Below are 14,968 nucleotides of genomic sequence, written 5' to 3' on the forward strand. Positions count from 1 at the left end.
CGATGAATACTAGTTGCTTAACTATTAAAGAACTTACTGATGCAGTGGGAGGCGGTTTAACTCCTCGGATGGTGCGGCATTACCATCAATTGGGGCTAATACCGCAACCAGTGCGATCGCCTAGCAATTATCGTCTCTACACTAAGAAAGATGTCCTCAGATTGCAACGGATTGTAGCACTCAAACAACAAGGGTTCCAACTAAACCATATCCGCCACATTTTGGAAGTGGAACCAGAAGCAGACACAACTATAAACATGATCGGGCAACTTCAACAGCAATATCGAGATGTCATGCAACAAATTGTCCAATTGCGGCAAACTGCATCAGCACTAGAAGGATTGCTAGGACGCGATCGCCATTGTCAAATTATGCAAGCTGAAGTCTTGGCACAACTCAAATTACTCGATGTCGAAACCCAAGCCGGACTAGGAGGACTCGAACAACTCTGGAGTGGGTTGGATGCCGAAGTTCATACGCACTCAGAAGCTTTTCCCGAATCGCTACAACGCTTGTTACCTGATTTATCTCACCGTTCGGAAATTGAACAACACTTAATTTCTCAGTTGGTTTTGGCTTGTGGCGATGTCAGCTTGGTGTCGTTTGTGAAATTGAGTAAAGATGCGATCGCTGCTAGTCGGGAAGCCCTCAAATCAGGCTGTCGGATTGTTGTAGATATCCCCACGGTCGCTGCTGCTTTGGATCAAACGCGATTAGTTCACTTGGGATGCCAAGTTGAAACATTAATTGATAATCCCCACGTCACGACTGTCACAGAGGCAGAACTGGCTTTTTGGCAACATCAGGAATGGCGAGAAAAGTTGCAACAAGTAACTAAGGGTTGTGTACTAGTGATTGGTTATGCTCCCTCAGTGTTACTGGAAGCTTCTCAAGCCATTGCAAACCAGAAAATTCAGCCTGCACTAGTGATTGGAATGCCCATCGGCTTTAGCCATGCTCCCGCCGCTAAGCGACAACTAACACAAAACGAAGTGCCTTTTATTACTATTAAAGGAACTTTAGGAGGTGGGGCCTTAGCTGCTACTACCTTGAATGCCCTAGTTGAGTCACTGATTGATAAGCCAGATTGTCATTGTTATAAGAAGGATGCTTCACTAAATTGTTAAATTATGTTTAATTTATTAAACTTAGCCACTTTATAGTAATTCAATAATCCATAATTGCGGCGACATGCTAATAACGTGGTATAAGTTGCACTATAAATCCTTCAGGATTTTAAGTAAATAAACTCTGCAATCAAGGTATAAATTATCATAATATGAATGCTCTGATGATTTTAATTAATCTGAATCAGGCCGATAACTAACACTAGAATCAAATTGAAAAAACTATATCCTAAAATGAGCCAAAGTCTCTTTAATTCTGGATTTAAGCGCTGATTTGAAATACGGAAAAAAACAATAAACAGTCGCTAAATATAACTTTGAGACAAGCCAAAGTAGATTTAAAGTATAGTTTTACACTAGTATCCACCAAAACCGAGCAGAAAGATAACAGGGATGTATAATTAGCGCGTCTCCTCCATCATTCATAAAAAGATAATGATTAGGGCTGGCGGGCTTTCTATTTCCTTTACTTTGATAAGGGGCATATGTGGCAACAAGAAAAAGATAATTCGATAGTCAGTTTGGCATTATGGCTTGCCTTAGCGACGACTCCTGTAGCAGCAACTATGTTTGTGTCAGCACCAATGCTGGCACAATCTGCACTTGATACTCCCTCTTTTTCACTGCCGCAAACAGTGGATAATGGGACGACAGTACGGATTGATGGGTCAAGTAGCTTGGCTACAATCAACCAAAGCTTGAAAGAAAATTTTGAAAAACAATTTTCTGGGACAAAAGTTGAAATTGCGGCTAACGGCACAGATGCGGCACTAAAAGCCTTACTAGATGGCAACATCGACATAGCAGCAATCGGTCGTGGCTTGACGCCAAAAGAAAAAGCCCAAGGTCTAGAGCAAGTCCGCTTGCGCCGAGAGAAAGTTGCGATCGTGGTAGGCGCGGAAAATCCTTTTAAGCAGAGTTTGACCAGTCGGCAGTTCGCGCGGATTTTTCGGGGAAGAATTACGGATTGGTCGGAACTAGGCAGATCAGCGGGTAAGATTCGGGTAATTGATCGCCCAGAAACGAGTGATACCCGCGAGAATTTTCGTGATTATCCAGCCTTCAAGAATGCTAAATTTGCCACAGGCTCTAATGCTACCCAACTAGCTGAAGATAATACCGCCGAAATCGTCAAACAACTAGGCAAAGACGGCATCAGCTATGTGCTAGCTAATCAGGTGTCGAAGTTGGAAGGCGTGCGAGTTCTCAAACTGCATCAAACCTTGCCAGATGATCCTAAATATCCTTTCTCGCAACCTTTAGTTTACATTTACAAGAAAAATCCTAGCCCAAATGTAGCGAGCTTTCTTGGCTTTACACTTGCACCGCCAGGACAGCAGGCTATAGAACAAGCTAGAACAATCGAAGCAGAAGCGATCGCCTCAAGCTTATCGCAAGTAGTCACTCAGCCGACACCTGCTACAACAGATTCACCCAATCCACAGACTACACCTGCTGCAACAGTTTCACCTAACGCAAATAGCGAGCCGTTTGTGACTCCTGCGGCTACTCCTGCTGGCGAACAAGCGCTTGTCCCTCCTGCTAACAATCCAGCTGTGAACAGGGAAACCCCATTTTGGTTACTATTGCCTTTGTTTGTTACTGCTACAGGTGGATTGTTACTCTGGTGGTTCTTAGGAAGACGCTCATCGTCAACTGGGGAAGAAAACCTACCGGAATCATCTCCTAATCAGCCTAGTGAAGAAAATATACCAACAACGACGCTAAACGCCAGTGTAGCTTCTTCCGTTAACGGAGCAACTTCTGTTGACTCAACACACCCGAAGTTACAATCAGATAGCGCCGATTCACCTAGTCCGCGAACGTCGGAAGCTCCTGAGCGTACTTCTTTCAGCATCTACAGTCAAACACCATCTGAACTGGCACAGACACCTCAAGCAACATCCAATCTTGCACAATCAAATAATGTCTCCAACCAGAGTCAAGGCACAACCTCAGCCGCATCCAATGGAGCAGAAAATCACATTGGCAATGGAGGAGCAGCCTTAATCGGTGGTGTTTCCCTAGCAACAGGAGCAGGAGCAGCTTTGTGGTCTGCAATTTCCGGGAAAGAAACTAATGAGACAAAAGTAGTAAATGGTTATACTGAGGTAACTCGTCCTGAATCTAGTGAAGCATGGGATATAGAAGCACCTGCGGCTGTCGTCAATAATTCATATCCTCAATTGCCTAATGTTCCAGAAGAAGCAGCCGACGATGTAGAATTACCTGCGGCTGAAATCCCTAACTCAATTGTGGAATCGCCTGATTCTTCAAAAGTGTCTGAGGTAACATCTGTGCTGCCTGAATTGCCAGATGTATCAGAATTGACATTTGAATTAGAAGATTATTGGGACACAGAAGTCACTCAAGACCCAACAGAAGAAGAACTTCAGGCAGAATTTGACTGGCTAGAAAGTATCACCTCTCAAGATACAGATGCCGCAAGCATCTTGTCTACTACCACCATCTCCGGCAAAGGCTCAGAAACACAAGTAACTGATGAGGCTCTTAAAGACAGTACTTCTGCTGAATTAGTCTCATCTGACTCTAATACAGTGGAAATATCTTCGGCGGAAGTCACAACCTCAATTCCCGAATTGCCAGATCTACCAGAAGAAGTATTGAATGTGGTAGCGGATGCAGCTGAACCAACTGCCGATTTGCCAGAGGAAGTATCTCAGCCAGAGCCTATCTCAGAGAAAGATATCACTCAAACACCTATAGCAAACTTTGCTGGTGATGCTACTTTAGCAGCAGGTGCAGCAATGGGAGCATGGGCTAGCGTTTATGGCATTGAGGAAACTGCGGAATTAAATATACAAGCACCAAGTAATACTACGGTTGACAATGCACCAGTAGAAGAAGCCTTTGGCTTGGAAAATGCAGATGAAGAGAGCAGTATTGTCTTTACACCCCGTACTTCCAAGTGGGCTTATGTTTCTTGGTACATCTCCGACACCAAGAAGCAAGAACTACGACAACAGGGCGGCTCTCAATTAGTAGTGCGGCTTTATGATGCTACTGATATTGACTTGAGTTATCAGAGTCCTCAGCTTGTACAGCAGTATGAATCTGAAGAAGCAACAAGCGATGGACTTGTGGCTATTCCAGTGAGCGATCGCGACTACATAACTGAAATTGGTTACATTACTGATAACGATCGCTGGTTGCTCATAGCCCGTTCAGGCATTGTTCGTGTCTTTAGTCCTCTGCATACTGATACCACAGAGGAAAATGTACCTTTAGTCAACACAACAGCCTCTAGCTTGGTAAATGCAGATGAGGAAAGCAGTATTATCCTCACACCCCGTACTCCCAAGTGGGCTTATGTCTCTTGGTACGTTTCCGACACAAAAAAGGAAGAACTGCGACAACAGGGCAGCTCTCAATTAATCGTGCGGCTTTATGATGTCACTGATATTGACTTGAGTTATCAGAGTCCTCAGCTTGTACAGCAGTATGAATGTGAAGAAGTAACACGCGATCGCTTTGTGGCTATTCCAGTGAGCGATCGCGACTACATGGCTGAAATTGGCTATGCTACTGATGACAATCGCTGGTTATTTATAGCCCGTTCAAGTATTGTTCGTATCTTCACTCGTCCCCACGGAGATTCCTGGTTTGTGGCAGATGCAGAGTTAATTATCCACGGAGCAACAGAACCAAATACAACCGTAACCCTTGGTGGTCATACCATCAAAATTAAACCAGATGGTACTTTCCACTTACGTGTTCCTTTTTCGGATGGCTTAATTGACTATCTCATGACGGTAGCTTCTGATGGCGAACCCACTAGAACTATTCATAAGAAGTTTTCCCAAGAAACTTCAAATAGTTAGGATAGAAGTTACTAACTAAAACTCAAGAAGAGAGAAGAAAAATTTGCTTCTCTCTCATTTTTTTGACTTTCAGTTATTTCACCTATTCTTCCCTAAGTATTATTTATTGCATAAATAGTATTTACGCTGTTAGTGTCACAATTAATGCTGAGACCAATTTGCGCTTTGAAAGATAAGATAGCGATCGCCTGCATCTTCAACTTAAAGATTTAGTATTTTTTATATGTAGATTGTTACTTGAGATAACTTTTTGGGAATTCTATAGATCAGACCTTTGAATCCCAATAACCCATCTCAGCAAATGCAGACTAGTTTTCATACAGCCCTAGGTGCTATGAGTGCATTTACTGCACTACTTCAAGAACCGCAAAACTTAACCAATTACCTCACCCAGATCCAACAAAAACCAGATCAACTGCTCCAAGATCTGGCGGTTAAAGGCAAAAACATGGAGCAAGACATTACTAGCTTTGTTAAAACCTACTTCTGCGGAGGTGCTCGCCCATCATACCCTCAATATATTGAACGAGCAGATGGCCAGGCTTTTAATCAACCCTATGAAATCAAAGGGACAAAAATGTATGGCTTTGTCATCGAAGGTTCAATGACAAAGCTCCAAGAGATGTGTGATAAATATCTCAACAATCCAAGTAACGGGGAAATCGAATATCGCCCAGCCACAAACTATGTCATCCTTACTTTCAACACTATAGACTCCTTAAGTTCCATCTATCCGCCTGATCGTGACAAAGGAAAAGTAGATGAAGCGGAAGCAGTTTTTTGGATGTTGACAGTAGTCGGGAAAAAAATCGGGCCCTTCTTTGTTGCAGAACGTCTTGCTTGGTTCTTGCCTTACCTTTATGTTAATAATTCACCCGTCTTAGTTTCAGGACGAGAAGTGTATGGTTTCATGAAAGAACTTGGCAAGCTTCACATTCCAACAATTGATCAGGAACCAGATTTATTTACCGCAGATACATTGGTATTTAAAGAATTTTCTCCCGAAGCCAAAGCTAAAGATGAGCGACTATTAGAAGTCCGTCGAATTGGGCAAGGAGATAAACATCAAGCAATTAAGACTTGGGACACTTTTGAACAAGTAATCCGAGAGATCACTGGCTTACTTTTTGACAACAATAGTCAGATTATTATTCCTGGTTTGGGATTACCTTTTAATCTGCTTGATTACCTCATTGAGAAAGATTTGCCTTTCGTTAGTCTTAAGCAATTGCGCGATGTCGAAGATAGCAAACGAGCGTGCTACCAAGCGCTACTTGAGTCCACGATGCAGCTACAAACCTTTTATAGTGGAAAGCTCCTAGGCTTCAAGAATTTCGGCGATCAATTTGAGTTAACAATAAATAATTACGCTAGCCAACCTCTTGTTCAAGATATGGGCTTGCACAAAGGGTATTCTCCAGGAAGCGAATCAACACGTATTCCTGTTAAGCTGGCTTTCTTGCTTAATTTCGACTTCATTCTCAATAATGGCATTACTGTTTGGCAAGCACCACAGAAATGAGCATAACTTTTGCTCACCTAACTAACGTTAGCTAATGCGTTTTTAAGTTGTAAATACTTTTCGTTAAGACCGTCTTTGCTATTCATCATTTAACCTCTTACAAAAGTCCAAAAATCAGGGATGTCATTCTGTAGCCGCAGAAGCGGCTACTCTACGAGTTCTCCAAAAGAGTACCCGCAGGGTGTGGATTGCTTGGGTAGAAAAGAATCTCACTCCACTCAACATGACAATCTAAGCATTTATGGAAAAGACTCTATGAGTTGCACTCACAACGAAAGATGAAAATCTCTCTTGCTATGCCCATTGCCATAAGCCTGATTTTCAATAATTATTGCCTGTTCATAGTTATCACATAAGGACAAATAACCATGTCTGAAAAATTTAAACCACAAAAGCTCGCTATTTTGGGCGGAGGAATAGCATCTTTAACCACAGCATTTGAATTAACAAGCCAGCCAGGGTGGGAAAGTCTTTACGAAATTACTATTTATCAAATGGGTTGGCGTTTGGGAGGAAAGTGTGCAAGTGGACGTAACATCAAACCCCATGAACCTTATCATGAGCCTGATTACCGCATTGAAGAACATGGGTTGCACATTTTTTTTGGATTCTATGAGAATGCCTTTCGTCTGCTCAAGCAATGTTATGACGAATTAGGAGGCAATGGGCCTTTCAGTACTATAGAAGACGCATTCAAGCCCCACAGTCTGATTGTTTTAGAAGAATACATCAATCAGCATTGGATAAACTTGCCCTTCGACTTTCCGACAAATTCTTTAGTTCCGTGGCAAGGTGGTCGTACTTGTTCGATGTGGAAGCACATTTGTACAACTATTAAATTCGTTCTGCAAATGTATACAGAATGTAAGCAGTTCCAGCCTACGAATAGCTATTCTCAGAATTCAGGCTGCTTAGAAGCTTTCACTCAACAGATGGCATTTGGCAAAGAGGTTCTCGAATTTCTCTGTGATGGGGGCATCTTGCAACTTTCTGACCAGCTTATTCAGTTATTACTTAAAGAACCTAGTCGTTGGGGAGCATGGCTTGGGAACATCAACCAAGATATCAGAACAGCTTTAGAGGGACTTGACTTTAGTTCCGAAGAAGTGTTTCTGAATCTTGCTTATAACTTAGCTCAATTACTGCCCATTAATCCTAAGACTCACAGACGTGAACATCGCCAGCTAATTCTGAAGCTTGTAGAGCGATTTACAGAACACTTGCACGGTCAACTAGCAGCTAATATTGGGCTAAATGCTCATACCATTTGGCGCTTGACACTAATTGACCTTGCACTAGCAAATATCCGTGGTTTATTTATAGATGAGGTAATTTATTATCGCTCCCTAGATAGTTTAGATGAGTATGACTATAAGGAGTGGCTACGAAAACACGGAGCGCGGGAAGCAAGCGTCAATTCTGCGTTTGTTCGAGTTTTATACGACCTCGTTTATGGGTTTCCAGAGGGCAATGTTGCTAAGCCACAATTAGCAGCAGGAACAGCTATTCGCATCCTCACAACGATCATTTTCCAGTACAACGGTGCGATCATGTGGAAAATGCAAGCAGGGATGGGTGATACTGTTATTGCTCCGCTCTATAAAGTGTTAGAGCGTCGAGGTGTTAAATTTAAATTCTTTCATGTCGCCAAGCAGTTGCACTTAGATGAAGACCAAAATTCCATAGCCAGTATTACAATGGCTCGTCAGATTAATTTAAAAAATCCAGAGCAGGAATATCAACCGCTCATTAAGGTTAAAGACCTCCTTTGTTGGCCCACTGAGCCTCTCTACGATCAGATTGTGGATGAAGAGGCTAAAAAGCTCCAGGAAAAAGACATTGACTTAGAGTCATATTGGACACCGTGGCAGCCTGTAGAAGAATTTACCCTCAGTGCTAAAAATGGCGACTTTGATATTGTACTTCTTGGCATTTCTATAGCCGCTTTACCCTCTTTGTGTGATGAATTAATTCATGCCCAGAAAAATCCGGCTCATCAAAAATGGCGCGATATGGTAACTCAAGTCAAAACAGTTACCACTCAAGGCGGACAGCTATGGCTCAAGCCTAGCTTGCCACAATTAGGATGGAAGTTGCCCAGTTCTGTGCTAGGTGCTTATGTTGAGCCTCTCGATGTCTATGCAGATATGAGCGAGTTACTTCAACGAGAAAACTGGCCTTCTGAACACTATCCTTATAACGTTGCTTATTTCACTGGAGTGATTGCAGACCCAGGAATTCCTCCCAACAGTGAATATGGTTTCCCAGCACAAGAACAGAAAAAAATAGAGAAACAAGCGATTAATTTCCTCAAAAATCACATTGGACATCTTTGGCCTGATGTTACTCTCCCGGAAAACCCTCAAGGGTTGAACTGGGATTTGCTTGTAGATTTTCAAAATCGTCAAGGGGTCGAACGGTTTGACGCTCAATACTGGCGAATTAACATCAATCCTACAGAGCGCTATGTGCTTTCTGTGCCTGGAAGTACTAAATATCGTCTCAAAACTGACGAATCTGGGTTTGAAAACCTTTACTTGGCAGGTGACTGGATTAACAACGGTTACAATTCTGGATGTGTCGAGGCTACGGTAATGTCAGCAATGCAAGCGACGCGAGCAATTTTACAGCAACAGTTTCAGATCAAGTATACAAAGGAAATTATTCGTGAGTCGGATTCTTGGCTCTAAGGATACGTTGAATTTCAATTGTGTAATTTTGACAATCTGAACAGAATTAAGCACTAATTGGGTTGCTAAAACCTATACTAGCTGTACAATCGATACACTTACAAAGTTAGCCTTAAAACTAACCTTGTGAATGTATCGATTATGCTAGGGATTCCCTTATAAGCCTTTCAAAAGACTCAAAAACCGTTTTGAATATTATCAGAAGCCATGATCAACTTATCTAACTACGAAATTCTAGAACTAATTTATGATGAAATAGAGACCGCTGTTTATCGAGCACGAAGAAATCAAGACGGCAAATTAGTAGTTATTAAATTATTAAAATTAGAAGATCCTGACTTAAAAGATATTGCCGGATTAAGACATGAGTATGAGCTAATTAAAAATTTAGATATAAAAGGAGTTATTAAAGCTCATAGCTTAGAAAAATATAACAAGAGCTTGGCTTTAATATTAGAAAACTTTGATGGAATATCTCTTTACAACATTATAAAAAACCAAAAAATCGAATTATTCGATTTTCTGAAAATAGGAATTTATATCACCCAAGCTTTAGGTGAACTACATCAAAATTATATTATTCACAAAGACATTAAACCGCAAAATCTTCTTGTTAACAAAGAAACACATCAAGTTAAAGTTATTGATTTTTCTATTTCATCTCTTCTTTCCAAAGAAAAACCTAAACTTAGTAATCCTGATTTGCTCGAAGGGACTCTAGCGTATATGTCTCCAGAGCAAACAGGACGGATGAATCGGTCAGTTGATTATCGTACAGACTTCTATTCTTTGGGAGTCACTTTTTATGAAATGCTTACAGGTAGGCTACCCTTTAATGTTGCTGATCCAATGGAATTAGTACACTGTCATATTGCGAGACAGCCAGTACCACTAAATCAGTTAATACCTGAGATTCCTCAAGTGATTTCTGCAATTGTCATGAAGTTACTCAGCAAGACTGCTGAAGATAGATATCAAAGTGCTTTTGGTCTTAAAACTGATTTGGAAAATTGTCTCAATCAACTAGAGAAAACTGCTCAAATATCTAGCTTTCAAATTGGTCAACAGGATCAATCAAGCCAACTGCAAATTCCAGAGAAACTATATGGTAGAGAAGCTGAAATAGATACTTTATTGACTGCCTTTGAACAAGTAAATCAAGGGAAAAAAGAGTTATTACTAGTTGCTGGTTATTCTGGAATTGGTAAGTCTGCATTGGTGAGTGAAATCTATAAGCCTGTTATACAAAAAAGAGGCTATTTTATCACAGGTAAATTTGAGCAGTTTAAGCGGAATGTTCCTTATGTCTCTCTAATTCAAGCCCTGCAAGAACTGACACGACAATTGCTGACAGAAAGTGAGGCACAGCTAGCTGCTTGGAGAGAAAAGCTACTAGTGGCTTTGGCTCCTAATGCTCAAATTATTATTGATGTAATTCCTGAAGTGGAACTGATTATCGGCAAACAGCCAGAAGTACCACAATTAGGAGCAACGGAATCTCAAAATCGTTTTAATTTAGTTTTTCAAAAGTTCATAAGTGTGTTTGCCCAAAAAGAACATCCATTGGTTCTTTTTTTGGATGATTTACAATGGGCAGATTCAGCTTCACTCAAACTAATTCAGCTATTAACTACAGATACCGATAGTCAATATCTATTAATGATTGGAGCTTATCGAGACAATGAGGTCGATACTACTCATCCATTAATGTTGATGTTGCAGGAGATTGAAAAGACTAGTGTAAGTGTTAAGAAAATTATCTGCCAGCCTTTAAAAATAACAGACGTATATCAACTGATTCTCGACACACTTAAATGTGATATACAAAAAGCTAAGCCCCTAGCAGAGTTAATTTTTAATAAAACTGGTGGAAACCCCTTCTTTTTAACTCAGTTACTCAAGTTTATTTATCAGAAAAATCTGCTTTCATTTGATTTGAGTATAGGTCGCTGGCAATGGGAAATTAAGCAAATTCAAGAGGTAGAAATCACTGATAATGTTGTAGAGTTGATGATCGGTAAAATTCAAAAATTACAGAATAATACTCAGGAAACTTTAAAGTTGGCTGCTTGTATTGGCAGCCACTTTAATTTGGATATACTATCTGTTATTAATGAAAAATCTCGAAAGGATACAGCAGGTGAAATTTGGGAAGCACTTCAAGATGGTCTAATTTTGCCTCTAAATGATGCTTACAAATTGCCGCAACTTTTAGAGCAGGTTGATGATTTTGTAATTGATTATAAATTTCTGCATGATCGAGTACAACAAGCAGCTTATGCTTTAATTCCCGATAATCAAAAAAAGGAAGTTCATCTAAAAATTGGTCGATTACTTTTAAAGAATATAGACCAGACTTCACTAGAGGAAAAAATATTTGATATTGCTAACCAGCTAAATATCGGTGCTGAATTAGTAGTTTTACAAGAAGAAAGATATAATTTGGCTCAATTGAATCTCATAGCTGGGTGCAAAGCCAAGGATTCGGCTGCTTATGAATCCGCTCTCAAGTTTTTTAAGCTAGGTTTAGAAATGCTGGCAGATGAGAGCTGGCATGAACATTATCAATTGACTCTTTCTTTGCATACAGAAACAATAGAAACAGCATACTTAAACACGAATTTTGAGCAAGCCGAAGCACTTTTTGAAAGTGTTATACAGCATAGTAAAACTATTTTAGATAAAGTTAAAGTATATGAGAAAAAAATTCAGTACTATATTTCTCAGACTAGGATGCAAGAAGCATTAGACATAAATTTAGCAGTTATCAATATGCTTGGAGTGTCTTTATCAACAGCTCCACCAGATGATCTAATTATTGAAGATTTAGCTCATCTGCCAGAAATGAATGATGCTAATAAACTGGCTGCGATGAGGATGCTTAGGACAGCACTACCTCCTGCTTATTTTGTTGAACCTACACTTGTACCGTTAATTTCTTTTACATTGGTAAATCTTTGTTTTAAATATGGTAATTCATCTTTAGCATCCCACGCTTATGCTTCTTTTGGATTAGTTTTATGTGGTTATCTTCAGGATATTGAGTCAGGATATCAATTTGGTAAGTTGTCTTTAAAAGTATTAGATCAGTTTGATGCTAAAGAGCTAAAATGTAAAGTCTACGGACTGTTTAATATTTTCATTTGCCATTGGAAAGAGCATATTCAAGAAACAATAGAACCTCTCCAAGATGGGCTTAAACTTGCTTTAGAAGTTGGGGATATGGAGTATGCAGGTTATAATGGTATACTAGCTTGTTGGCATTCTTTCTTTGCTGGAGAAAATTTGGGAATTCTTGAGAGGAGAATTCACCCATATATAACTTTGGCACATAAGATAAAACAAGACCATTTTATCTTTATTGTGCGAATTTTGAAGCAAATGATTTTGGATTTGACTTCAGAATTAGAAAATAATTGTTATCTAGAAGGCGAAAGTTTCAATGAATTAATGATGCAGAAAGTTGCCGGAAATAATACAGCAACTTTTTTTGCATATTTAGCAAAAACTATTGTTTACTATTATTTTAATATTTATATTCAATCTGTTGAGAATGCTAAGTTAGCTCAAAAATACGAAGCTGCAGTCGCCGGAACTGTGCATTTAGCTCAATATACTTTTTATCAATCACTGGCCCTTCTTGCTCTCCATCAATATCAGTTTTCTGAGTCAACTTCAAATAACGAGACTGATTTTAGAGAAGCACTAGAAAAAGTAGAAGCAAATCAAAAACAATTGCAAAAATGGGCTTTTCATGCTCCGGTTAATAATCAGCATAAGTATGATCTTGTAGAGGCAGAAAAGGCACGAGTTTTAGGACAAACTCTAGTAGCAATGGAATATTATGACCGTGCTATTCGGGGCGCAAATAGTTCTGGATATACTCAAGAAGAGACCCTAGCTTATGAACGAGCAGCAGAATTTTATCTAACTCTAGGAAGAAATGAGTTTGCCTCATTATACATGATGAAAGCTTACTATGGGTATGTTCGCTGGGGTGCGATCGCTAAAGTAAAAGATTTAGAGTCGAGATACCCAAACTTAGTTTCCAAGGCATCAACAATAGACCAAGTAGGGCTAATCAATACTAATATAACTGCATCTACTGCTAACACTAAAGCTAGTGGACTAGATTTAATTACTGTTATTAAAGCATCACAAGCCCTATCAGAAGAAATCTTACTGGGCAATTTGCTAGAAAAATTAATGAAAATTGTAATTGAAAATGCAGGCGCTCAAACTGGTTTTCTGATTCTAGAAAAAGAAGGTAAACTATTCATTGAAGCTAAAGCAGTTGTAGATAAAGATGAATTGGTAGTAGGTCAATCAATACTAGTTGAAACTAGTCAGCAGTTGCCTGTATCTGTGATCAATTATGTAGAAAGAACTAAAGAAGATGTAGTTTTAGCAAACGCAAATTCTGATGGGAGGTTTGCAGCAGATACTTATATTGCTAAAAATAAACTTAAATCTATATTGTGTACATCTATCATTCATCAAGGCAAACTTATAGGTCTAGTTTACTTAGAAAACAATTTGACTGCTGGAGCATTTACTCCTGACAGATTGCAAATATTAAAGCTCTTATCTTCGCAAGCAGCTATTTCCTTAGAGAATGCTCAATTATATACGAGTTTAGAAGAAAAAATAGCAGTAAGAACTAAAGAATTGAATGAGCAAAATCTGCGATTAGAACAGACATTACACGAATTAAAACTTACACAAACACAACTTATTCAAACAGAAAAAATGTCCAGTTTGGGGCAGATGGTAGCTGGTGTTGCTCACGAAATAAATAACCCTGTCACCTTTATCCACGGGAACCTTACTCACATTGATGAGTACATGCATAATCTACTTACCTTAATCAACCTTTACCAGGAGATATACCCCAACACCGCACCAGGAATTGATGAATTTTTGGTAAACATTGACTTTGATTTTATGAAAGAAGACATACCTAAAACGCTGTCTTCTATGAAAATCGGTACGCAGCGCATTCGTGAAATTGTGTTGACATTACGTAACTTTTCTCGGTTAGACGAGGCTGATATGAAACCTGTCAATATTCATGACGGAATTGACAGTACTTTGCTAATTTTACAGAGTCATCTTCAAACAAAGTCTGGGCATCCTGCTATTCAAATTATTAAAGATTATGGTGAATTACCACAAGTTGAATGTTATGCAGGGCTATTAAATCAGGTGTTTATGAATGTTTTGGTTAATGGTATTGATGCTCTGAGTAAATTCAACCAAGAACGAACAGCAGCAGAAATTAGTAAAAATCCAAGTAATATTAAAATTCGTACCCAAGTAGTAAATTCTGATTGGGTAGTTATCTCTATTAAGGATAATGGCATAGGGATGAATGCCGATGTTAAACAAAGACTTTTTGACCCTTTCTTTACTACTAAACCAGTGGGACAAGGTACTGGTTTAGGATTATCAATCAGCTATCAAATTGTCGTGGAAAAACATCAGGGCAAGATTGAGTGTATTTCCGAACCTGGAAAGGGTGCAGAGTTTGTGATTGAGATTCCTATTCGACAGAAGTAGTTGATAGTTTCAATAGACCTGCGTTGAAAGTAGAGGCTGAAACAACGCAGAATTGTGACAACATCATTTTCATTGTTCCTTGTGAGCATCGCTCATGGAGTCTCTTGCAAAAGTCCGAAGATTATTAGTGTCATTCTGACCAGAACGTAGTGGAGTGTACCCCTTGACCGAACCGTATTGCCCCAGCTTCACTAACTCACTTAGTTTGCCTAAATATATCAATATTAA

5 protein-coding genes are annotated in these 14,968 nt (G+C 39.5%); all 5 read left to right on the forward strand.

Annotated features, from left to right (window positions below; translation table 11 throughout):
• Positions 1-2 precede the first annotated feature (2 nt).
• The 5 genes from HCR01_RS13280 (at position 3) to HCR01_RS13300 (ending at position 14,740) form a co-directional block, all read left to right on the forward strand.
• On the forward strand, positions 3-1,127 hold the full coding sequence (locus HCR01_RS13280) for a precorrin-8X methylmutase (RefSeq protein WP_193196756.1): 1,125 nt from the start codon (positions 3-5) through the stop codon (positions 1,125-1,127).
• 485 nt (positions 1,128-1,612) lie between these two features.
• Positions 1,613-4,969, forward strand: coding sequence for a DUF4912 domain-containing protein (locus HCR01_RS13285; RefSeq protein ID WP_193196636.1), 3,357 nt, complete (start codon positions 1,613-1,615; stop codon positions 4,967-4,969).
• Positions 4,970-5,270: 301 nt separating this feature from the next.
• Positions 5,271-6,491, forward strand: a complete 1,221-nt coding sequence (locus tag HCR01_RS13290; RefSeq protein ID WP_226889308.1) for an acetoacetate decarboxylase family protein — start codon at positions 5,271-5,273, stop codon at positions 6,489-6,491.
• Between the two features lie 368 nt (positions 6,492-6,859).
• On the forward strand, positions 6,860-9,181 hold the full coding sequence (locus HCR01_RS13295; RefSeq protein WP_193196638.1) for an NAD(P)-binding protein: 2,322 nt from the start codon (positions 6,860-6,862) through the stop codon (positions 9,179-9,181).
• A gap of 207 nt (positions 9,182-9,388) precedes the next feature.
• Positions 9,389-14,740 (forward strand): ATP-binding sensor histidine kinase, encoded by a 5,352-nt coding sequence (locus HCR01_RS13300; RefSeq protein ID WP_193196639.1) that lies wholly within the window; start codon positions 9,389-9,391, stop codon positions 14,738-14,740.
• Positions 14,741-14,968 lie beyond the last annotated feature (228 nt).

Source organism: Nostoc sp. MG11 (assembly GCF_014904695.1).
GTDB lineage: Bacteria > Cyanobacteriota > Cyanobacteriia > Cyanobacteriales > Nostocaceae > Komarekiella.

What these genes read in the sequence shown, in the direction of transcription:
- HCR01_RS13295 (WP_193196638.1), top strand. Translation starts at nt 6,860, where the DNA reads ATGTCTGAAAAATTTAAACCACAAAAGCTCGCTATTTTGGGCGGAGGA.
- HCR01_RS13280 (WP_193196756.1), top strand. Translation starts at nt 3, where the DNA reads ATGAATACTAGTTGCTTAACTATTAAAGAACTTACTGATGCAGTGGGA.
- HCR01_RS13285 (WP_193196636.1), top strand. Translation starts at nt 1,613, where the DNA reads ATGTGGCAACAAGAAAAAGATAATTCGATAGTCAGTTTGGCATTATGG.
- HCR01_RS13290 (WP_226889308.1), top strand. Translation starts at nt 5,271, where the DNA reads ATGCAGACTAGTTTTCATACAGCCCTAGGTGCTATGAGTGCATTTACT.
- HCR01_RS13300 (WP_193196639.1), top strand. Translation starts at nt 9,389, where the DNA reads ATGATCAACTTATCTAACTACGAAATTCTAGAACTAATTTATGATGAA.